This is a genomic window from Methylobacterium sp. ME121 (genome assembly GCF_000974725.1).
GTDB classification, from domain to species: Bacteria; Pseudomonadota; Alphaproteobacteria; order Rhizobiales; family Beijerinckiaceae; genus Methylobacterium; species Methylobacterium radiotolerans.
On the sequence record NZ_BBUX01000007.1, the window covers coordinates 62080 to 84469 of the forward strand.

Consider the following 22390-nt stretch of genomic DNA (forward strand, 5'->3'; position numbering starts at 1 on the left):
GCCGGCCGGTCAGGCCGGCTCCCCGCCGCTCGCCGTCCGGGCCCGCGCCGGCACGGGTGGCCGCTGCGCGGCGACGCGCTCGGCGCCCTGGCGCAGCTTGGCCTCCGGGCCGTGCGCCGGCTGGTGGGCCTCGCTCCGCCCGCGCTCGGCCAGCGGCCGGTCGAGGATCGCGGCGATCAGGTCCCGGGAGGCGGGGCGGCTCACGGTGCGGAACAGCCGGACGAGGTCGGCCACGCGCTCGGCCGAGCGAGCCACCCCCTGGTTGAGGGTCAGGAAGATGTAGACCGCTTCCTCCTCGTGCAGGCCGGCGGCCCGCAGGCCGAGGGTCAGCAGATCGTAGCGGGCGCTCGCGTCGGCGACCACCGTCAGGAAATCGCGGGGCAGGCCGAGTCCGTCGGCCAGCGCCGCCATGAAGGCCGGCACGTCGCGGGCCGCGGACAGGCCGGTCAGGGTCTCGCCGAGGCCGCGGGGAGGCGGCGGGCAGGGGCGCAGGGCGGCGGTCGCCTCCACGGCCCGGCCGATCACCGTGCGGCGCATCGGGTCGGCGTGCAGGTACAGGGGCACGAGGTCGGCGGCCGACACGTCGGGCCGGACCAGCAGCAGCCGGGCGAGGTCGGGGGCGCCGCGGCCGCGGTCCACGAGCCGCGACAGGGCCGCGCCCCGCAGGGTGTGGCCGAGATTGGCCGCCAGCGCGCGGTCGATCTCGGGGCGGCCCTCGCGGGACAGTTCGTCCACCGCCTCCCGGCTCAGCCCGGCCCGGGCGGCGATGCGGGCGGCGATGTCCGACCCCTCGGCCAGGGCCGCCTCGATCAGGCGGTGGCTCAGGGTCGGGGCCAGCTCCACCACCGCGTCGCGGGCGCCGCCGCCGCGCAGGGCGAGCGCCTCCAGCACCGCGGGTGGCGTCTCGGGGCAGGGGGCCAGCTTGCGGGCCACGACCCGGGCGGTCTCCTCGTCCACCGTCGGGATCAGGCCGCAGGCCAGGGACTCGAAGATCTCGATCTCGGTCCGGTCCCGGGCCGCGGCCCGGACGAACAGGTCCGTCTGAACCCGGAGGATCACCGGCTTGAGATCGAGATTCTCGATGCGCGACAGTTCGAGGAGCCCGGACAGGTCCGGCGGAGCATCGACGGATGGGGGCATGGAGGATCGGTTACGCAAGACTGCAGTAAGGTCACGCTAACCGCATCGACGTGAATCGACCTTTAAGCCGCCTCCGCCGCGACCGTGCCGTCCTGCGCCAGGATGGCACCGGCCCGGTTCCGCCCCGGCCCCGCCGTCAGCGCGTCAGCCAGAGCACGAGGCCGAGCCCCACGGCGGCCGCGACGATGAGGCCGGCGTAGAGCGGCAGGACCCAGGGCTGCCGCTGGTGCGGGTAGCCCTGGGCCACCCGCTCCGAGGGCGCCCGCTCGTTCTGTCTGGCGATCCGGACCTCCCGGGGCGTCGGCGGCGTCCCGCCGGCCTCCTCGCAGGTCCCGAGCGGGGCCGCGCCGATATCCATGTGCGGGGTCTTGTCGGCGGTGCGGCCGCTGTCGATGTCGCCCTTGAGCTGCGCGGCGGTCGGCGCCTCGGAATCCGGCGGCGGATCGACGGGCAGGTTCGCGGGGGGCGGCGGGGTCTCGGATCGCAGCGTCATCGGGGGGCTCCACTCTCCGAGATCAACGCCCAGTGAGCCGTGTCGGCTTCGGCCAGGATGTCGCGGATCTCACCCGTCCCCGGCGCCCCGCTTCAGCAGCGGCCGCGCGAGCATCGTCCCTTCTGCGGCGAAGCCGGCGGCGGCGCAGAAGGCGCGCAGGGCCTCCTGGTCCGGCCCCGCGGCCAGGAGCAGCCGGTCGCAGCCCGCCTGCCGCGCCGCCCGGCCGGCCGCCTTCAGCAGGACCCGTCCGATGCCGCGGCGGCGGGACTCGGCGGCGACCGCAAGGCCGGTGATCAGGCCGAAGGGCCGCGGCGCGTCGAGGGTCCGCACGGGGGCGACGGCGATGACGCCGCTCGGCGGTCCCCATTCCACGGCGACGAGGGCGCTGCCGCCGTCCCGCTGCAGGGCTTCGAGCCGGGCCGCGAGGTCGGCGGCACCGACCGAGACCCCCGCCTCGCCCAGCAGGGCCGCGAGGCCCGCGGCATCGGCCCCCGCGGCGGCGCGGATCTCCAGCCCGTAGCGATTGCCCAAATCCCGCTCCCGATCGGCCTGTCCGGCCGTTCAACGCATCGCGACGCCTCTCGGCGCCTCGCGGTGCCTCTCAGCATGGCGCGGCGTGTCTCCGCCCGGGTGTGTCGATCATCGGGCATTCCGTCGCCGATGCCGGAGGCCCGTCGGGCGCGTCCGCTCCGACAGCGCCGACCTCCCGGATCTCCCCTCCGGCCAGCCCGATCAAGCCGGCGCGATCGCCCTGGGCGGAACGCGGAGGGCCGTCCGCGCTTTGCCCTCCGGTCGTCGGGTCGGGGAGCGCGCAGCATGGCGGGGCGGGTGACGGATCGATTCCCCGAGGCGGAGGCCGATCAGGCGCGGCCGGAGCCCGCGCCGGTGCCCGAGCGGCCGGTGCCGCGGCCCGGGAGGACCGAGGCGGAGGCCGAGCCGGACGAGCGGCACAGGGCCGAGACGGAGATCGCCGCGGGCGACGTGGCCGACGACCTCGCCGACTTCGCGTAACGGACCGACGCGCGGGGCGCGCGCCGGCCGGTATCCACGAGCCCCGGGCGGGTGCCGGGCTCGGGCCTGCGTCGGGCGGTCTCAGGCCGTCTCTTTGGCCTTGCGGGAGCGGCTGGCGCGCTTCGGCTTCTCGGTCGCCTCCGCGACGGGCTCGGGAGCCGGCGCCGGAGCGGCGGACTTGCGGCGCTGCTGGCCGAGGCCGAGGCTGCGGGCGAGTTCCGAGCGCTGGGCCGAGTAGCTCGCGGCCGTCGACGGATAGTCGCGCGGCAGCCCGAAGCGCTCGCGATACTGCTCGATCGTCAGGCCGTTGCGCGACAGGTGCCGCTTCAGTGTCTTGTACGGCTTGCCGTCGATGAACGAGATCAGGGCGTCCGGTGTCACAGACTTGCGGATCTGGGCCGGCGTCGGCTTGTCGGCCGTCTCGGTGACGGCCGCCGCGGGGGCGGACAGCTTCGTCAGCGCGGCGTGAACGCCGGCGAGCAGACCGGGCAATTCGCTGATCGGCACGGAGTTGTTCGAGACGTACGCCGAGACGATGTCGGACGCCTGCTCGATAAAGGTCTGCTGCTGCTCAGTGGCGTTGTCGTCCATCGATGATTCCCTCTATCCGACCGTGGTGAGACGGTTCTAACGTCTGTGCAGCAAAATCAAGTCGTCGTCGAGCATTTCCCTACACAATGCCCCCGCCATGAACACGCATATTATTCAAACCGAGGGTCGAGCTGAAATCGACGGTGGAGCAAACCGACACCCCGGAGCCGAGGTTGGATGAGACCGGGCTACGCGGACGGGCATCGATTATGCCTTCTGCCGCGATCTCGCCGCCGGCTTCCTCTGCGAAGATCCGTCTCCGGTCAGATGAGAGGCGCAGAACTTCACGCGGGGGCCCGCCGGGACGGCCCGTGAGCCGGTCGGGGCGGGACGAACGTTTCGGCCCGACTGTCACGTGATCTGCGGCGGTCCGGTCATGGCCTCGGGGGCGGCCGGGCGATAAGGATCCGGGCGGGGCAGGAGCCGGGGCGATCGACGTGGACCAGCAATCGGAACCGGGCACCGTCTTCGGCGCCACCATCCCGTTCGTGGATTACTGCGGGATCGAGGCGCTCGACGTCCGCGCGGGCCGGACGCGGCTGCGCCTCCCCCTGCGACCGGAGCACGCCAACAACCTCGGCATCGCCCATGGCGGCGCGCTCTGCACCCTGCTCGACGTCGCCCTCGGGACGGCGGCGCGGCTGCGGGCGGGGCGCCCCGTGGTGACCCTCGACATGCAGACCCGCTTCCTCGCGCCCGGCCGCGGCGTCCTGACGGCCGAGGGACGGGTCACCCGGGCCGGGCGGTCGGTGATCTTCTGCGAGGCCGAGATCCGCGACGAGGCCGGGGAACTGGTGGCGACCGCGACGGGGCTGCTCAAGCCCGTCGGCGAGCGGTCGGCGCCCGCGTAGGGCGGCGCTCCGCGGCCGGGAGGCCGGCGCGGGAGCCCCGCGCGGTCACGCGGGGTCGCGACCGCATTGACGTGCGCCCGGCAGGGTGGAAAAGCCTGTGCCATGACGATGCCGGACGACGCGCGCGCAGCCCTGGCTGCGCCTCCCTCCGAGGCCGACGTGACGGCCATGAAGTCCGAGGCCGCGGCGTGGTTCGAGACGCTGCGCGACCGGATCGTCGCCGCCTTGGAGACCCTCGAGGCGGAGGCGGCGGGTCCGTTCCACCCCGACGCGCCCGAGGCCCCGGGGACGTTCGAGAAGACGCCGTGGAACCGGACCGACCATACCGGGCGGCCGGGCGGCGGCGGCGTCATGGCGATGCTGCGGGGCCGCGTCTTCGAGAAGGCCGGCGTGCACATCTCGACGGTGCACGGCGAGTTCGCGCCGGAATTCCGCGCCCAGATGCCCGGCGCCGCCGAGGATCCGCGCTTCTTCGCCACCGGCATCTCGCTGATCGCCCATCCGTGGAACCCGCACGTGCCGACGGTGCACATGAACACCCGGTTCGTCGCCACGACGCGGGCGTGGTTCGGGGGCGGGGCCGATCTGACGCCGGTGCTCGACCGGCGCCGCACGCAGGAGGATCCCGACAGCCGCCACTTCCACGCCTGCCTGGAGCGGGCCTGCGCGGCGCACGGCATCGATCACGCCCGCTACAAGGCGTGGTGCGACGAGTACTTCCACCTCAAGCACCGGAACGAGCCGCGCGGCATCGGCGGGATCTTCTACGATTACCTCTGGAGCGGGACGCCGCAGGCCGACCTCGCCTACACCCGCGACGTGGGCCGGGCCTTCCTGGAGGCCTACCCGAAGATCGTGCGCGACAATCTCGGCACGCCCTGGACCGAGGCGGACCGCCACGAGCAGCAGGTGCGGCGGGGCCGCTACGTGGAGTTCAACCTGCTCTACGACCGGGGCACGATCTTCGGCCTGAAGACGGGCGGCAACGTCGCCTCCATCCTCTCCTCGATGCCGCCGACTGTGCGCTGGCCGTGAGTGCGGGTCTGCCGGCCGCCTACGCGCCGCAGCAGGACGCGGCGCTGAAGGCGATCGCCGCGTGGCGGCGGGACGGGGGATCGCAGGTGTTCCGGCTGTTCGGCTATGCCGGCACCGGCAAGACGACGCTCGCCCGCCGCATCGCCGAGGACGTCGACGGCACGGTGGTCTACGGGGCCTTCACCGGCAAGGCGGCCTCGGTGATGCGCCAGAAGGGCTGCTACGACGCCGCCACGATCCACTCGCTGATCTACCGCACCAAGGAGGCGGAGGAGGGCGGGCCCACCTTCACGCTGAACCGGTCGGGCCCGGCCGCCAAGGCGGACCTGATCATCATCGACGAGTGCTCGATGGTCGATTCCGACCTCGGCAACGATCTCCTGTCCTTCGAGCGGCCGGTCCTCGTTCTGGGCGACCCGGCGCAGCTGCCGCCGGTGCGCGGCGGCGGCTTCTTCACCGAGGCGGAGCCCGACGTGATGCTCACCGAGGTCCACCGGCAGGCCAAGGACGACCCGATCGTCCGCATGGCGATGACGGTGCGCGAGGGCGGCCGGCTGGAGCTCGGCAGCTACGGGCAGAGCCGGATCGTGTCACGCCGCGCCCTGGATCCGGCCGAGGTGCTCGAGTGCGACCAGGTTCTGGTCGGTCTGAACAAGACCCGCCGCCTCTACAATGCCCGGCTCCGGGAACTCGCGGGCCACACGGACCCGATGCCGGCGATCGGCGAGAAGCTGGTCTGCCTGCGCAACGACCGGGTGAAGGGCTTGCTCAACGGCTCGACCTGGACCGTGCAGGCCCTGCGCGCGCCGCCGCGTCCGGACCTGATCCGCCTCGACGTGGTGCCGGAGGACGACCCGGCGCTCCGCCGGAAGCCCACCGACATCAAGGTGCTGCGCGCGATGATCTCCGGCACGGACGAGGAGATCCCGCTGTTCCTGCGACGCGAGACGGACGAGTTCACCTACGGCTACGCGCTGACGGTGCACAAGGCACAGGGGTCGCAGTGGGATCGGGTGACGCTGTTCGACGAATCCTACGCGTTCCGCGAGCACCGGGCGCGCTGGCTGTACACCGGCCTGACCCGCGCCGCGCAGGCGATCACCGTGGTGGTCTGAGCTGGCGCCGGCGCGCGACGTCTCGCTTGTGAAGCCGGACCGCGCGTGCTACGCACCGCCCGTCTCATCGAGGCACCTTGCGGAGAGGTGGCAGAGCGGTTGAATGCACCGCACTCGAAATGCGGCATGCCTGCAAGGGCATCGGGGGTTCGAATCCCCCCCTCTCCGCCACACCAGTTTGAAACGCGCACCATAGATTGGCACTTCTGGGCGCTTTTCGTACACCGATCTCAGCATAATTTGGTACGGCCGCACGAGCGCCGTTGATAGATCAGCGCTTTTTCAGCAGCTGACGAAGTGCGAGCACAAGCTCGCTGCAGCACTTCCTGTTACGCGATTCGTTCCTTCGTACCGCCGGTTTGGCTTGCCAGAAACGGAAGCTCTGGTTGCCCTGTGGGCCACACTTGCCCACCAACCACCGTGTAATCCGTCGTTCACGGCCGTCAGCCGAGCTTTCCGCTACCTGAATGCAAGCACCTGGGGTAGCGTCGCAGGCAGGGGTGGAATGGTCGGACTTATCGGCCGTCATGCAGGGGACATGACACTGTGGATGCGTTCGGTCTCGACCAGACCCTGATCCGGGACTACGACGCGTTCGCGCGGTCCTTCAACAAGATCGCTGCCGACGACATCCGGACCGAGGTCGATCGCCTCTACGACGACAAGGCGTTCTGGCCGGATCCGCTGATCACCATCAACCCGCATTTCGCGCGCGGGGAGACACTGCAGGATCTCGTCAAGGACGGTGTCCTTCACCCGCTCACGACGCAGATCTTCCGTGAACGCGGCCGGATCCTTGAGCCGCATCTCCATCAGGTCGAAGCGCTGACGAAGGCGAAAGCCAACAAGAGCTTCGTCGTCACGACCGGCACCGGATCGGGAAAGTCACTCTGCTACTTCCTGCCGATCATCGACGAGGCGATCCGGGAGCGCCAAAAGCCCGACTTCAAGCCGCGTACTCGCGCCATCGTCGTCTATCCCATGAACGCGCTGGCGAACTCGCAGTACGAGGGTCTGACCGAGTTCCTGAACCAGTGCGGCATCCCGGAGGCGCAACGCCCGCGCGTGCGCATTTACACGGGCCAGGAGAGCCGCGAGAAGCGCGAGGAGGTCCGGGACAATCCGCCCGATATCCTGCTCACGAACTTCATGATGCTCGAATTGCTGCTGACGCGGCAGAGCGAGCTCGACGCGCAGGTGATCGGGAACGCCCGTGGCCTGCGCTGGATCGTGCTCGACGAATTGCACACCTACCGCGGGCGTCAGGGTGCCGATGTCGCCGTCCTGGTGCGCCGCCTGCGCGATCAGCTGTGCCGCGGTACCGGTGAGCCCGTCTGCATCGGCACGTCGGCGACCATGGCGACGCCGGACCAGGGCGATCCGGTCAAGGCGGTGGCGAAGGTCGCCAGCGACCTGTTCGGCGTGGCGGTCACGGACGACTGTGTGATCGAGGAGACCCTCCAGCGCGCCACCGATGAGGATCTGACGGTCGCCAGCGTGCAGGGGCAGCTCGCCGCCTGCATCCAGAACCCGGTGCCGACGAAAGCCACCGACGCCGAGCTAAAGACCCATCCGCTCGCCGTCTGGATCGAACTTCGGATCGGGCTGGAATACACCAGCCGCCTGAAGCGGCGTCCGCCGATGACCCTGGTTCAGGCAGCGCGGGATCTCGCGGGCGAGACTGGGTGCGACGTGGCGCTGTGCGAGCTGCGTCTGCGCGAGATGCTCAGCCTGCTGGCCCGTCCCGGAGCCGAGCGCGGCGGCACAGGATCCCGCGCGTTCCTGGCGTTCAAACTGCACCGGTTCATCTCCGGTGCCGGCCTCGTCTACACGACCCTTCGTACGGCCGGACCCTCCGGCATCCGCCGCGTTACGCTGAAGGGTCAGACCCACCATCCGGAGGACAAGACCGCGCTGCTGTTCTCGACCCACTTCTGTCGGGATTGCGGGCACGAGTACCACCCCGTCATGCGCCTCGACGACGAGGACGGCGACCACTTCGTGGCGCGCTCGATCGACGATCCGATCAACGAGAAGGAGACGGATAGCGGCATCGCCGGCTATCTCGTGCCCGAGCCCAAGACGATCAACGAGTTCTTCCACGGCGCGTTGGACGACTATCCAGACGAGTGGGTCGAGCAGACGCCGCGGGGATCGCGCCTCAAATCCACGCGCCGGAAACAGCAGGTCACGGCGGCCTTCGTGCTCCCGAACGGGCGCGTCGATGCCGCCGGCCGCCAAGCCTGGTTCATCCCCGGCCGTTGGCGGTTCTGCCTGAACTGCAAGCTGGAGGCGCAGCCCGGAACCCGCGAGCAGAACAAGCTCGCCGGCCTGACCGCCGAGGGCCGTTCCTCGGCCACGACGCTCATCGTCAGTAGCCTCCTGCGCTTCATGCATCGGCCCGACGCGAACATCGCCGTCGACAAGCGCAAGGTGCTGGGCTTCTCCGACAACCGCCAGGACGCGGCGCTCCAAGCCGGCCACTTCAACGACTTCATCTTCACGACGCTGTTGCGCGCGGCCGTCCTGTCAGCCGTGCAGGCCGCAGGTCCCGACGGCCTCGCGGAGGCCGAGTACGGCACGGCGGTCCAGAAGGCGCTCGGTTTCGAGGACAACAACGACGATCGCCGTCGCCATTGGATGCGCTCGCCCGATGCCGTCGGCCCGTCCCGGGCGCGCGCCATCACCGATCTCACGCGCGTGCTCAGCCACCGCGTGTGGAGCGATCAGCGTCGCGGTTGGCGGTACACCAACCTCAACCTCGAGAACCTTCAACTCATCCGCGCGCACTACCCGGGCCTCGAGAGCTGCGCCGACGAGGACCTGTTCAAGGATGCCCCTCTGCTACGCGGCATCAAGCCGGATGCGCGCCGACGGGTCTTTCACGCCCTGTTCGAAGTCATGCGCGGGGAACTCGCCGTCGAGAGCGATTTCCTGAAGAAGGCGACGACCGAGAGCCTGGGGCGCTCCTCGCGCGACAACCTGCGCACGCCCTGGGCGATTTCGGAACAGGAGGCGGTCTCGAATGCCGGGCTGCTGATCGTCCCGGAGGGAGCCGGCGGCAAGGCTCAGCCGAGCGGTCGCGGGCCAGACAGCCGCCTGATCACGGCCGGGCCCAACAGCCGCGTCGGCAAAAAGCTACGGCACGGCCACCTCTGGGGCGGTCGACGCCTCACGGTCCACGAGTACAACGAACTTTTGGAGAGCGTCGTCCGGATCGCCAAGGCCCAGAACTGGGTCCGGGAGGTTTCAGAATACGGGATCACCGGACTGCGGCTGCTGCCCTCCGCCATTCGGCTCGTCGCCGACGCTCCCAAGGCGGACGTGAACACCTACTTCACGCGCCTCTACCGCGAGACCGCGAACATCCTCGCAAGCGACGACGACAGCTTGCTCGGCTTCGAAAGCCGTGAGCATACGGCGCAGGTCGACAAGGATCTGCGGCTCTGGCGCGAGGCGCGATTTCGCTGGGGCGATGCCGGCAAGCGCAACCTCGACGTGATGCGCGCGGATCAGACCAATCCGCTGGAGGCTGACACCTTCCTGCCGGTGCTGTTCTGCTCGCCGACGATGGAGCTCGGCGTCGACATCTCGGTGCTGAACGCCGTCTACCTGCGCAACGCACCGCCGACGCCGGCGAACTACGCGCAGCGCTCGGGCCGGGCTGGGCGCTCGGGTCAAGCCGCGCTCATCGTCACCTACTGCGCGGCCCAGAGCCCGCACGATCAGTACTACTTCGCCCGGCGCGAGCAGTTGGTCGCCGGTTCCGTGCGACCGCCCGGCATCGATCTCGCCAACCGCGACCTCATTGAGGCGCATCTCAACGCCATTTGGCTCGCGAAGGCCGGCGTGGACGGGCGGCTACGGCAGGAACTGCCCGACGCCATCCCGGACATCTTGGACCTCGATGCGCCCAAGCGCACGGTGCGGGCCGAGATCACCGACCGGCTGACCAATCCGGACCGCGTCGTCGGCGTCGAGGACGACTTCGAGCGGATCCTGGGCAACGTCCGCACGTCCATTCCGCCGGCGGTCCTCAACGACCCGGGCAGCGACTGGCTGAAGAACTCCAAGCCGTTCGTGGCGGATGTCGCCAGGACGGCGGCGCAGCGCTTCAACGACGCCTTCGGGCGTTGGCGCGATCTCTACAACGCCGCCTTCGCGCAGATGGAGGAGGCGAGCCGACAGATCATGAAGCATGGCCTGACGAAGCAGGCCCGCGACGCTGCCGAGCGCGCCTTGCGCATCGCCAACAGCCAGATCCGATTGCTGGAGCACGGCGGCAAATCGGACAATTCCGACTTCGCCTCACACCGCTATCTCGCGACCGAAGGGTATCTGCCCGGGTACAACTTCCCGCGGCTGCCGCTCTACGCGTACGTGCCCGAGCAGGGCTCCACCGGACCGCGAGCGGCCTACCTGCAGCGGGCCCGCTTCCTGGCGATCGCCGAGTTCGGACCGGGCTCGCTGATCTACCACGAGGGCCGCGCCTTCAAGGTCGTTCGGGCCAAGATCCCACCAGACGTGCGCGACCCGCAGGGGATGCTGGCCGAGGGTAACCTCGCGATCTGGCGGGTGTGCCGCTCTTGCGGTGCGGGTCACGAGGGTGAGGGACAGAATCTGTGCCACGCCTGCGGCACACAGCTCGGCGGCGCGAAGCGTATCCAGAAGGTTCTGCGCATCGAGAACGTTGAGACAGTCCCGTCCGAGCGCATTACCGCGAATGAGGAGGCGCGCCGGGGTCGCGGGTTCGAGATCCAGACCACTTTCACCTGGGCCAAGCGCAACGGGCAAAGCGACGTCCTGACCGCCATCGCGGAGGATGACGACGGCACAGTCCTAGATCTGACCTATGCCCCTCGCGCCCAGATCAGCCGGCTCAACCTCGGTCTGCGCAAGCGCAAGGACAAGGACCTCTACGGCTACCCAATCGATCCGCAGAATGGTCAATGGGTCGGGGCCGACCGCGAGCAAGACGATGATGATGCCGATCCGACCGAGCCCGATCGTCCCGGAGCCGTGCGCGTCGTACCCATCGTCCAGGACCACAAGAATGCGGCCCTGCTGAAGCTCTTCGGCCCGGAAGCCGAGGAGACCACGCTCGCCACGCTCCAGTACGCGATCGCCCGGGGTCTGAGCCTCGTGTTCCAGGTCGAGGAAGGCGAAATTGCCACCGAGGCCGTTCCAGATCGCCGGAAGCGCAAGGCGATCCTCGCATACGAGTCCAGCGAGGGCGGTGCCGGCGTGCTTCGCCGCCTCGTCAGCGAACCGGAGCGCTTGGCAGAGGTCGCCCATCGTGCCCTGGAGGTTATGCACTTTACGCCGGAGAGCATCGAGGACGCGCTGATCACCCGCGACGCCTCAAAGCTGCAGGATCTCGACGACGCCTTCTGCGTGCGCGGCTGCTATCGCTGCCTGCTGTCGTACTACAACCAGATGGACCACGCCCTCATCGACCGCACGGACGACGGCGCTCGCACGACCCTCGTCCGCCTCGCGGCCGGCGCGATCCGGTCGACCTCCGTAGTGTGCACGGCATCGCCGGCGGCGGCGAGCACGGAGACCTGGCCGCAGGCTCTCGGTCGTTGGGGGTTGCCACCGTTCGATGCCAAGCGGTTGAAGTTCGACGCCGACGGCATCCTGGACGTTTGGCGCAGCCACCACGTCGCGATCGCCTACGCGCCGCCGCCGCAAGACATCGTCGATGAACTCGAAGACGGCGGTTGGACGCTCGTGGTGCTCACAGGAGCCCCCGAGCAAGACCCGCCTTCTACCCTCTCGTCGCTGTTCAAGGTCGCGGCATGACCGTCCAGTTCTCCCCCGGCGACCTCGTGCGTGCGCGCGGCCGGGAATGGGTCACGCTGCCCCACGACGATCCGGCTGCGCTCCGCTTGCGCCCGCTCTCCGGCACTGAGGCCGACGCGCTGACGATCCTGCCGGCTCTGGAACGGATGCCGGTCGAGGCCGCGCACTTCGCGCCGCCGGAGGTCGACGTGCGCGGCACGCAGGAGAGCGCCCGCCTTTTGGCAGAGGCGCTCCGCCTGTCCCTGCGCCGTGGCGCTGGCCCGTTCCGCTCATCGGCGCGCGTCAGCTTCGAGCCGCGCGCGTATCAGCTTGTGCCGCTGCTGATGGCGATGCGCTTAGACGTTGTACGTCTGCTCATCGCCGACGACGTCGGCATCGGCAAGACCGTCGAGGCCGGCCTCATCCTCCGCGAACTCCTCGACCGCGGCGAGATCGAACGCTTCTGTGTCCTGTGCCCGCCGCATCTCGTCGATCAATGGGTTGGCGAGCTGCGCGCCAAGTTCGACATCGAGGCCGTTGCCGTCACCTCCGCGTCCGCGCCGCGCCTGGAGCGGAAGGTCGTCGGGACCCAGAGCCTGTTCGAGGTCCATCCCTTCACGGTCGTCAGCCTGGACTACATCAAGGCCGAGAAGCGCCGGGAGAGCTTCGCGGCCTCGTGTCCGCCCTGCGTCGTCATCGATGAAGCTCACGCCTGCGTCGGTACCCACGGCAGTCGGCAGCGTCGCTATCGCCTGTTGCAACGTCTCGCCAAGGATGCGGCGCGGCATATGCTGCTTCTCACCGCGACCCCACACAGCGGCGACGAGGAAGCCTTCGATCGGTTGCTGAAGCTGCTTGATGAGAGCTTCGCGATGTCCGGCCTCGAAATCAATGCCGGCCGAATTGCGCTAGCGCGCCACTTCGTGCAGCGCCGCCGGAAGGACATCCTCGAGCAGAAGTGGGAAGCCGATCAGATCTTCCCCCGGCACGAGAAGCTCGATCGCCCGTACTCCCTCGGCACGGAGCACGGCGCGTTCCACGACGCCGTCCTCGACTACTGCCTCGACCGCATCGAGGACGCGGGCGACGGTACGCACCGGCAGCGGCTTACGCTCTGGTCGACGTTGGCGCTGCTTCGCTGCGTTGGGTCATCGCCGGCGGCCGCCCTCAACGCGCTTCGCAACCGCCAAGACGGTGATCCCGAGCGCCTGTCGATGCAGGTCCTCGACGAGGAGGATGAGGATACTGAAGCCGTCGACGCCGAGCCGAGCGCCTACCTCGGAACCGATCCGGCGCTCGCCAAGCTGGTCCGGCAGTCGGAGGCTCTGGTCGGAAAGCCAGATCCCAAGCTCGCGATGATGATCAAGGAGCTCAAGCCCCTGATCGCCGCCGGCGCAAACCCGGTCGTGTTCTGCCGGTACATCGCCACGGCCGAGTATGTCGCCGCTGCGCTCCGCAAGGCCTTCCCGGGCCTCGCCGTGGAGAGCGTCACGGGTCTGCTCGTACCGGACGATCGCCGCGACCGGGTCGAAGGCATGGCCGAGGAGCCCCAACGCCTCTTGGTCGCGACGGACTGTCTGTCCGAAGGCATCAACCTGCAGATGCTGTTCGACGCCGTCGTTCACTACGACCTTTCGTGGAACCCGACACGGCATCAGCAGCGCGAAGGGCGTGTCGATCGCTTCGGTCAGCCAGCCCCCCTGGTGAAGTCGATGCTGCTGTTCGGATCGGACAGCCTCATCGACAGCGCGGTCCTCAGCGTGATCCTGAGGAAGGCCGAGCGGATCCGCAAAGATCTCGGCGTCATCATCGCCCTGCCCGAGGATCGTCAGGTGATCTCCGGGGCGCTTCTGAACGCGATGTTGGAACACCGCGGGCGACCTGGTGCGCAGAGACAGTTCGATCTGTTCGCCAAGGAAGCCGATGCCCTCTCGGCATCCTGGCGCGACGCAGAAGAGGGCGAAAAGCGCTCCCGCGCGCGCTACGCGCAGAACGCCCTCAAGCCTGCCGAAGTGATGCCTGAATGGGAAAGCTGGCGCGCGATCATCGGCGGACCCGATCGGGTCGAACGGTTCGTCGCCCATGCCATGAACCACTTCAACACAGCGCTGGAGCCCGCGCGCGGTGCGACGTTCCGCGCCGATCTCGCCAAGCTGCCACCGGCGATCACCGAGCGTCTGGACGCCAGTGGCGTCAGGGGCGAGGTGCGGATCGGATTTGAGGCCAAAGCGCCAGCTGGTGCCGTCACAGTCGGCCGGGCTCATCCGATCACCGCGACCCTGGCCGAGAGCTTGTTAGAGACAGCGCTCGATCCGAAGAGCGAGACCGGCTTTGAACTTGCCCGGACAGGGGTTTGGAGCACCACCGGGGTCAACGCGATGACCACGGTCGTGCTGATTCGCTTGCGCCACAAGCTTACCGTGCACGGGCGTTCCGAGCGCATGCTGCTCGCGGAGGAGGCCGTTACCCTGGCCTTTGTGGGAGCGAGCACGACGCCCATCGCCGACGGCGAGGGCGCGCAGCAGTTGATCGAGGCACCCGCCAGTGGCGATCTCGCCGAGACCGCACGCCACCGCCTGATCGAGCGGGCCCGCGAGCGCGTCTTAAGCGTGTACATGCCGGCGATCGACGCCTACGGCACGCAGCGCGGCGAAGCGCTCGAGGCCGACCACCGCCGCGTTCGTGCGGCAGCCCAGGGTACGCCTAGGGTCACAGTCGAGCCGATCCTGCCCGCCGACATCGTCGGCCTCTACGTCCTCACGCCGGGAGATCTGTGATGGCCCGCCAGCCGAGGACTGCTACGCGGGCTCGCCGCGCAAAGCGCACGCCCGCCATCGCATTCGATGCGATCACCCTAGAAGGTGGCCTGATCGCGCCGGCGATGCTGACGCAGATCGCCCGCATCGAAGCCGATGAGCAGACCGCGAACGACTATGGCATCGCGCGCGGCCTCATTCTGCGCGACGAGATCGCGCGCGCCTACCGGATCGCCCAAGCGCACTACGCCGATCTCACGGCCCATCCGGAGCCGTCGCTCGCCGCCACGCAGCGCTTCACCGAAGCCCTGCTGCGCGACGTCCTGGAATTTCGAGACCTCGTCCCGGTCGGGCGGCATGACCGCGATGGCGACATCTACCCCGTGACCTTCGAGGGTCTCGGTGGTCGCGTGCCGGTGGTCGTGGTCCCGCCGGCCGACGGCATTGATCGCGTGAGCGCGAGCATGACGGCAGCTGGACGGCGCGGGTCCGCGGCCAGCGTCGTCCAGGATTGGCTCAACGCCGACGACGCCGCCCTTTGGGGCCTCGCCTGCTGCGGCACGCGGCTGCGCCTGCTGCGAGACAACCCAAGCCTGACCCGACCCGCCTACATCGAGGCCGACCTTGACGCGATCTTCACAAACGAGGGCCGGGTCGACTTCGCCGTGCTCTGGCTGCTCCTGCACGCGACGCGCTTCGGCAAGCCCACTGACGCGGTCACGGATTGCACGCTGGAACGGTGGCGGCTCGCCGGACTGAAAGAGGGCGAAGTTGCACGCGATCGGCTCCGCGACGGCGTCGAGGAAGCCCTCCTCGCCCTCGGTACCGGCTTCCTGAGCCATCCCGCCAATGGAGCGTTGCGCAAGTTCGTCGGCAGCGGCGTCATCCCCGCTCAGGCCTACTTCGAGCAATGCCTGCACCTCGTCTACCGCCTGATCTTCCTGTTCGTAGCAGAGGATCGCGACCTCCTGCATCCGAGGCAGACGGCAGCGATCAAGCGCCAGCGCTACGCACAAGGCTACAGCGTCGGTGCTCTGCGCCAAGCGTCGATCCGGCGCAGTGGGTACGACGCCTACAGCGATCGTTGGGAGGCGCTGAAGATCGTTTTCGAGGCGCTCGCTGACGGGCAGGACGAACTCGGTCTCCCACCGCTCGCCGGTCTGTTCGTGTCGCAGCACATGGACGATCTCGAAGGGAACGCCTTGAGCAACCGCGACCTGCTCAAAGCAATCTACCGCCTCGCTTGGCTGAAGACCGACGACGGCGTCATGCCGGTCAACTGGCGCGACATGCAGACCGAGGAACTCGGCTCGGTCTACGAGAGCCTGCTGGAGCTGACCCCGCGCATCACGGCCGACGGACGGGAGATGCTTTTCGCCGAGGGCTTGGAGACACGTGGAAACGCGCGAAAGACCACGGGTAGCTACTACACGCCCGACAGCTTGGTTCAGGTTCTGCTGGACACCACAATCGACCCGGTCATGGATCAGGTTGTTGCCGGTGCCGCCGATCCGGTTCGCGCTCTGCTCGGACTGCGCGTGATCGATCCGGCTTGCGGGTCTGGGCACTTCCTGCTCGCCGCAGCGCGCCGCTTGGCCGCCCGGGTTGCTCGCGCGCGCAATGATGGCATCGCCTCAGCGGAGCAGTACCGGGACGCCGTGCGCGATGTCGTGCGCCAGTGCATCCATGGGGTCGACCGCAACCCGATGGCGGTCGACCTCACGAAGGTCGCGCTCTGGATTGAGTCCATCGAGCCCGGCAAGCCGTTGGGCTTTCTTGACGGCAACATCGTTTGCGGTGACGCCTTGCTCGGCACCTTTGGCTATGGCGAGAAACTCGACGCCGTACTCGATGCTGGCATTCCGGAGGAGGCCTATAAGCCCCTGACCGGCGATGACCGGGATGCCTGCCGCAGGTTCGTGCTCGCCGAACGCGACAATCGCGCCGGCGCGCTGAACCTGTTCGATCAGAAGGGCTGGAAGCCGCTCGAAGAGCACACGGCCGAGCTAATCAGCGCCTTCAAGGCGATGTCCGAGGACACGCCGGGGCAGATCAAGGAGCGCCAGGACCTCTGGATCAGGGCAATGAGCGATCCCGGCCTTGTCGCGAAGAAGCAAGCCGCAGATCTTTACCTTGGTGCCTTCCTGATGCGGAAGGGCGTAGACGATGATCCCTACGGAAAAACGCTGGTGCCGCGCACGGTCGACACTATTCATGCCCTCCACCAGGGCCGTGTCGATACTGACATGCTTCTTGCCTGCCAAGAATGCACTGCGAAGGCTCGGGTGCTTCATTGGGGACTTACTTTTGGTGACGTTTTCAATCGTGGCGGCTTTGACGCCGTAATTGGAAATCCGCCTTGGGAGCGCATCAAGCTTCAGGAGCGCGAATACTTCGCAAAGTATGACACAGACATCGCGGAAGCTCCGACAGCTGCTGCACGTGAAGCTTTGATCGAAAAACTGAAGGGTTCGGACGTAGATATTTCTAAACGCGCTATATATAATTCTTATATAGATGCAAAAAGAACGTCAGAGGCATCTTCAACGTTCATGCGCTTGGATGGTAGCAAGGGAGGCCGCTTTCCTCGCGCAGGAAGGGGTGATGTCAATACGTATGCTTTATTTTCAGAGCTATTTACGCAGCTTCTTTCTAAGCGTGGGCGAGCAGGTATCATAGTACCAACAGGCATAGCAACAGAAGCAACGACTGCACCGTTCTTTGCAGCTCTTGTGACTGAAAAGAAATTAGCAAGACTTTTGGATTTCGAGAACAAAGAAGGTATATTTCCGGCAGTTCATCGAAGCTACCGGTTTAGTGTCTTATCTATCGCACACAGAGTAGACCTACCTCGATACGCATTCTCTTTAACAAGCGTAACGCAGATCAACGATTCTGAGCGGCTGTTTATGCTGACAGCCGAGGATATCGAACGCATTAATCCAAACACTAAGACGGCACCGGTTTTTCGCACCAAGGCGGATGCGGATATAGTTGCCGGTATCTACAAAAGAAACGCCGTTTTGATAGACGAAACTGGTGCATCCAGCGATGCGGCGTGGCGGGTTAGGTCGCATACTCGCCTATGGCACATCGCTGAGGATTCCAATTGGTTTCGTACGGCTGAGCAGCTAGCTAAAACCGAATACGAACCTGCAGGAAATAAATGGATTGCAAAACAGGAAAACGGTTCAGGAAATACAATATATGTTCCCGTCTACGAAGCGAAAATGATGCACCAGTTCGATCATCGTTGGTTCTCGTATGGAAAGGAAATCGCATCAAGCGACCCAGTGAGTGCCAAGCAGAACGTCAAAGCGGAACCGATGCCGCGTTTCTGGGTGCCTCAGCTCGAGGTTGATGCTCGACTTAATGCGCAAAAGTGGAGACGCGGGTGGCTAATGGGTTGGCGCAATATCACTCGTTCCACCGACGAAAGGACGGCGATATTTAGCATTCTACCGAGAGTAGCCGTGGTTGACACCTGTCCTCTACTTTTTGTTGAAGACGATGCACGAATGTGCGCTGCTTTGTACGCGAACATGAATTCGCTGGTTTTTGATTTCGTAACGAGGACAAAGGTCGGAGGTACGCATCTCACATTTAGTCACCTAAAGCAGCTTCCAGTTCTTGGTCGCAATTCATATAATAATAGGGAAATTGATTTCATTGCGCAAAGGGTTCTTGAACTGACTTATACAAGCAGTTCAATGGAGCCGTTTGCGTCTGAGATCGGTTACTCTGGAAATCCGTTCTCTTGGGACGAACTTCGGCGCGCAGAACTGCGCGCCGAACTCGATGCATGGTATGCACGAGCGTATGGATTAAGCAGAGATGAACTTGTCTATGTTCTCGATCCCGCTGAGGCGAAAGGATCCGGGTATCCGTCTGAGACATTTCGTGTGCTAAAAAACAACGATATTTCGCGTTACAAGTCTTATCGGACTAGGGATTTAGCACTCCAGGCGTTTGACAAACTTGCCAGTGGAGCAGTTAATCTGGTCGCTGCTGAATGATGTTAATCAATTATCAACATCACACCTCGGCTGCTATATGGATTGATATCCGTCAGGCTGCTTACAGAAACGGATTTCATAAAGGTCTCGATCAGCCTGTCATCCAAGACGGCTGGTACCTGCTGCGCTCTGCTACGACGCCGTTCCAGGTCTACGCCGCTGCTTGCGGTGAAGGCGGACCATGGATCCTATCGTTCAGCGAACCGCGGATCGACACAGCGATCCTCCCGGGCACCCATTACATCGGTCCGATGCCTGGTCAGAGTGCCCGCGTAGTCAGCAGCCTTTCTGAACTCGGCGACGCGCTTTCTCGGATCTACCACCTGGTCACCGAGGAGCTACAGCCTTCAGCATATCAGGAGTTTCTCGAAGTCACCCAGTCAATGCCCGCAGCAACGGAGGCCGAGAAGATGGTCATCGTGCGCATCGCGCAGGGCATCTTCCGACGTCACCTAGACAGATACTGGAAGCAGGCTTGTGCGGTCACGGGGTTGCGGGACCGGGAGCTACTCCGGGCCTCGCATATCAAGCCTTGGGCGGCGTCCAGCGACTACGAGCGGGTCGACGTCCACAACGGTATCCTGCTCTCGGCGTTGTGGGATGCCGCCTTCGACCAGGGCCTCATCAGCTTCAGCGACGAGGGCAAGCTCCTCGTGAGTTCGAGGCTCTCAGAGAGAGCGATCGCCGTCCTGACCGATGGGCGGCCGGTCACGGTGCCTGTCAGGGCGGGGCATGCCCCATATCTGAAGGACCACAGGCTACGGCACGGTTTCAGCGCGCGGGATTCCTAGACCCACTTGCTTGAGTGCGGATGACGCGTACCCAACATGTACACGCCGCTGTGAACATCGATGAGGCTCCAGGCAGAGAGGCCGGCGCAGAGATCCGCCAGATGCTTGTTGTTCTCATATAGGGACCCGGGCTCAAATGCCTGGTCATCCAATTCGCTGCCGGACGGGGGTTCCTTGAGAAGCCCGGCTTTGTGCAGCATCTGCAAGCCTTTGAAGATCGGGCCACCAGGCGGCAGCATCGGCCTCGGTTCGGTCTGTATGGCAGCCAGCGACGGTTGAGCGAACAGCGCGGCCATGAACATCGCTGTCGCGTTCCAGCTGCCGATGTAGCGCGGCCGATCTGACCCGGTGAGGATCGGGGAGATCCAGCGCTGCTGCGCAGTGTCCAGGCGATCCAGGGTGCTCGGTAATGTCTTCGGAAGGATAACGCGGCCAAAGAGATTGTGAGCCCCACGTAGCGATTGTTCGATGGGCTCGGGACCACGCTCCATGTGGAACGACTTCGCGGCGGCGAGATCACCGCTGTTCCAGTTCGCGAGCACGCCGGCCACTGCACCTGTGAAGTCCACATCCAAGCGCGCCAAGTGTCCCCACGAGAGACCGATCGCGAAGCAGAGGTGCCAAGGGTTCGCATCCGGGTAGGCTGCAAGGTGAGCCTGCGCTTCCGCATGCGCGAGCATATTGAGACTCTTGCCGCTTGCCCGCAGCACCTCGAGGACCTTGCCACGCGGGGGACCACCACGAGCGCCCCCGCCTAGCTCACACAGACGCAGGAACTCGCGTTGCGTGTCGTTGATCGGCTTCGGGAACCCTTTCGTATCCATCACGTCTGCCCGGCACCTGAGGTTGTCCTTTCCAGGACTCCTACCGCTAAGCTAGGGCAAGCGGTAGGTCCGCAACTCGCGTGGTATAACAGGGCGTGCGCATCTCGAACTTCGTATTCCACTCGCGCTTCGTCGCGAGGCCAGCGCGCGCGGGCACCACGGACCCTCGGCCCCAGCGGGCGTTGCACGCATCGAGCGCGGCCATCAGCGGTCCCGACCGCTCCCGGTTGAGCCGGCCGATCAGCGCGCGGGGGCTGTCGGCCAGCGCGACGAGATCGGTGGTGATCACCCCGGCCTTGGAATAGCGCCACGGAATCTGACCTCGCTCGCGCCAGGTCTTGGCGACACCGTGGGTCGCGGCCTTGATGAGAGCAAGGCTGTCGTTCGTCGCCTCGGGCAGGGTCACTACTGTTGAGACGGACCGCATCGGATCCCCGCGGTCGTGCTCGCTGGTGTGATAGAACACCGTCACCTGATCGGTGCCGAGCCCGTCGCGGCGGAGTTTCTCGCCGAGCCGCGACGCGTGCGCGGCCACCGCCTCGTCGAGCGTCGCACGGTCCGTCACACGGCCCGAGAACGACCGGGTGACCGCGCAGCCCTTCCGGCGCGCCGGCACCAGTTCCAGCGGCAGGCAGGCGGTCCCACGCAGCTCGTGGATGATGCGCTCGCCGACGACCGTCAGCGCCTTGCGTGCGGGCCGGGGATCGAGGTCGCGGAGATCCGCGACGCTGTCGACGCCCATCGCCTCGAGCTTGGCGAGCGAGGCCCGCCCGACACCCCAGAGCTCGCCGACGTGGATGCGGCAGAGCCAGTGGTCGTACTGAACCGGATCGGTGAGATCGCAGACGCCGTTCAACGCCGGCACCGTCTTGGCGATGTGGTTGGCGAGCTTCGCCAGCGTCTTCGTCGTACCCAAGCCGACACAGGTCGGGATCCCGGTCCAGGCGCGCACGGTCGCCCGGAGATCCTGCGCCAGCGTCAAGCGATCGCGCTCACGCACGTCCGAGAGGTCCAAGAAGCTCTCATCGATGGAATAGATCTCCACGTCGCGCGCGAAGTCGCGGTAGACCGCGTTCGTCCGGGCCGACATGTCGCCGTAGAGCGTGTAGTTCGACGAGAACACGCGCACGCCCTGGGCGCGACACATCTCCCGGATCTTGAAGTACGGATCGCCCATCTTGATGCCGAGCGCCTTGGCCTCGGCGGTGCGGGCGATGGCGCAGCCGTCGTTGTTCGACAGCACGATCACCGGCACCCGCGCGAGCTTGGGGTCGAAGACGCGCTCGCACGAGCAGTAGAAGCTATTGCCGTCGATGAGCGCGATCGCGCGAGGCATTGAGGAATATCCTCGCATCATGCGCCGCTATCGAAAGTTGAAGTTTACAACGGACCGACTGTGGTTCGGGCTATCTATACTCTCGTTGGCTTTGGCTTCCGATTGAAGTGCATCGTATGCATCCGAAAAATTGCATCGAAACAGCTCATAGCACTGCTGCAATTTGCCTTCTTTGGTGTAGCTCCCAACGACGGAAAACTCGACAAGCTGGCTCTGGACATCAGCCTCAAGGCGACCAGATCTGTCGCTCAGAACTTTGACAAGCATTTCCCAGTCAGAGCATGAACCGTACCGCTGATCGTTCAACGATTTGGCGCGGTAATCGACGTTCTCGGTCGATCCAATCTTGATCAGCCGTCCTTTCTGAGAAGCGGCAATGTACACATAGGCTCGCTTCTGTGCTCGGATCATAAATCCGATGCGGGAATGATCGCACTGGATGCAATGCCCTGGACGGGTCCGAAGCGTGTGATTGCCCGCTTTGCACGGCGTAACGCCATAGGCGAAGAGCTTTTCCTCGCTTTTCATTTGCGCTTGGTAGGCTTCCTTGCGCAGCCCAGACGCATCGAAAAGACTTCCCATCGGAATTTTCTGCTGCCGCAAGAAAGTGAGTTGCTCGTCCGTGAGAATCGCCATCTATTTTGCCT

Annotated in this window: 15 protein-coding genes and 1 tRNA gene; 9 read left to right on the forward strand and 7 right to left on the reverse strand. The window is 66.2% G+C overall.

Annotation, left to right across the window (positions count from 1 at the left end; all coding sequences use genetic code 11):
* Window positions 1–9 precede the first annotated feature (9 nt).
* From ME121_RS07730 to ME121_RS07740, 3 genes are all read right to left on the reverse strand, one after another.
* The gene (locus ME121_RS07730) at window positions 10–1140 is read right to left on the reverse strand and encodes a DUF2336 domain-containing protein (RefSeq protein WP_012321584.1); all 1131 of its coding nucleotides are present in this window, start codon (window positions 1138–1140) and stop codon (window positions 10–12) included.
* Between the two features lie 136 nt (window positions 1141–1276).
* Window positions 1277–1633 carry a hypothetical protein gene (locus ME121_RS07735; RefSeq protein WP_012321585.1) on the reverse strand — a complete coding sequence of 119 codons (357 nt, stop codon included), beginning with the start codon at window positions 1631–1633 and terminating at the stop codon, window positions 1277–1279.
* A 69-nt stretch (window positions 1634–1702) separates the two neighbouring features.
* Window positions 1703–2164 (reverse strand): GNAT family N-acetyltransferase, encoded by a 462-nt coding sequence (locus ME121_RS07740; RefSeq protein WP_012321586.1) that lies wholly within the window; start codon window positions 2162–2164, stop codon window positions 1703–1705.
* Window positions 2165–2449: 285 nt separating this feature from the next.
* Between ME121_RS07740 and ME121_RS07745 the strand changes: the two genes are divergently transcribed.
* Window positions 2450–2644, forward strand: a complete 195-nt coding sequence (locus ME121_RS07745) for a hypothetical protein (protein WP_012321587.1) — start codon at window positions 2450–2452, stop codon at window positions 2642–2644.
* Window positions 2645–2725: 81 nt separating this feature from the next.
* On the opposite strand, the gene ME121_RS07750 is transcribed toward ME121_RS07745, so the two are convergent.
* The gene (locus ME121_RS07750) at window positions 2726–3235 is read right to left on the reverse strand and encodes a Ros/MucR family transcriptional regulator (protein WP_012321588.1); all 510 of its coding nucleotides are present in this window, start codon (window positions 3233–3235) and stop codon (window positions 2726–2728) included.
* A 437-nt stretch (window positions 3236–3672) separates the two neighbouring features.
* On the opposite strand from ME121_RS07750, the gene ME121_RS07755 reads away from it, so the two are divergent.
* From ME121_RS07755 to ME121_RS07795, 8 genes are all read left to right on the forward strand, one after another.
* A complete protein-coding gene (locus tag ME121_RS07755; protein ID WP_012321589.1) occupies window positions 3673–4086 on the forward strand; it encodes a PaaI family thioesterase in 414 nt (137 codons plus the stop codon).
* Between the two features lie 102 nt (window positions 4087–4188).
* The gene (hemF, locus tag ME121_RS07760) at window positions 4189–5121 is read left to right on the forward strand and encodes an oxygen-dependent coproporphyrinogen oxidase (RefSeq protein ID WP_012321590.1); all 933 of its coding nucleotides are present in this window, start codon (window positions 4189–4191) and stop codon (window positions 5119–5121) included.
* Window positions 5118–6236, forward strand: coding sequence for an ATP-dependent DNA helicase (locus ME121_RS07765; RefSeq protein WP_012321591.1), 1119 nt, complete (start codon window positions 5118–5120; stop codon window positions 6234–6236). Before hemF ends, ME121_RS07765 begins: the two co-directional genes overlap by 4 nt.
* A gap of 81 nt (window positions 6237–6317) precedes the next feature.
* Window positions 6318–6407: transfer RNA gene (locus ME121_RS07770), tRNA-Ser, on the forward strand.
* Window positions 6408–6782: 375 nt separating this feature from the next.
* The gene (locus tag ME121_RS07775; protein WP_059408613.1) at window positions 6783–12041 is read left to right on the forward strand and encodes a DEAD/DEAH box helicase; all 5259 of its coding nucleotides are present in this window, start codon (window positions 6783–6785) and stop codon (window positions 12039–12041) included.
* Complete coding sequence (locus tag ME121_RS07780) at window positions 12038–14797, forward strand: DEAD/DEAH box helicase (RefSeq protein ID WP_059408614.1); 2760 nt, start codon at window positions 12038–12040, stop codon at window positions 14795–14797. Before ME121_RS07775 ends, ME121_RS07780 begins: the two co-directional genes overlap by 4 nt.
* Window positions 14797–18792: an Eco57I restriction-modification methylase domain-containing protein gene (locus ME121_RS33420; protein WP_089231372.1), complete on the forward strand. Its 3996-nt coding sequence runs from the start codon at window positions 14797–14799 to the stop codon at window positions 18790–18792. Before ME121_RS07780 ends, ME121_RS33420 begins: the two co-directional genes overlap by 1 nt.
* Window positions 18789–19583 carry an HNH endonuclease gene (locus ME121_RS07795; RefSeq protein WP_059408617.1) on the forward strand — a complete coding sequence of 265 codons (795 nt, stop codon included), beginning with the start codon at window positions 18789–18791 and terminating at the stop codon, window positions 19581–19583. Before ME121_RS33420 ends, ME121_RS07795 begins: the two co-directional genes overlap by 4 nt.
* Here ME121_RS07795 and ME121_RS07800 read toward each other — a convergent pair.
* The 3 genes from ME121_RS07800 to ME121_RS33425 are packed head-to-tail and all read right to left on the reverse strand — an operon-like array spanning window position 19580 to window position 22379.
* Complete coding sequence (locus tag ME121_RS07800; protein ID WP_059408618.1) at window positions 19580–20407, reverse strand: hypothetical protein; 828 nt, start codon at window positions 20405–20407, stop codon at window positions 19580–19582. The genes ME121_RS07795 and ME121_RS07800 overlap by 4 nt on opposite strands.
* 46 nt (window positions 20408–20453) lie before the next feature.
* Complete coding sequence (locus tag ME121_RS07805) at window positions 20454–21743, reverse strand: Y-family DNA polymerase (protein WP_059408619.1); 1290 nt, start codon at window positions 21741–21743, stop codon at window positions 20454–20456.
* 27 nt (window positions 21744–21770) lie between these two features.
* Window positions 21771–22379 carry a GIY-YIG nuclease family protein gene (locus tag ME121_RS33425; protein ID WP_089231370.1) on the reverse strand — a complete coding sequence of 203 codons (609 nt, stop codon included), beginning with the start codon at window positions 22377–22379 and terminating at the stop codon, window positions 21771–21773.
* Window positions 22380–22390: the final 11 nt, after the last annotated feature.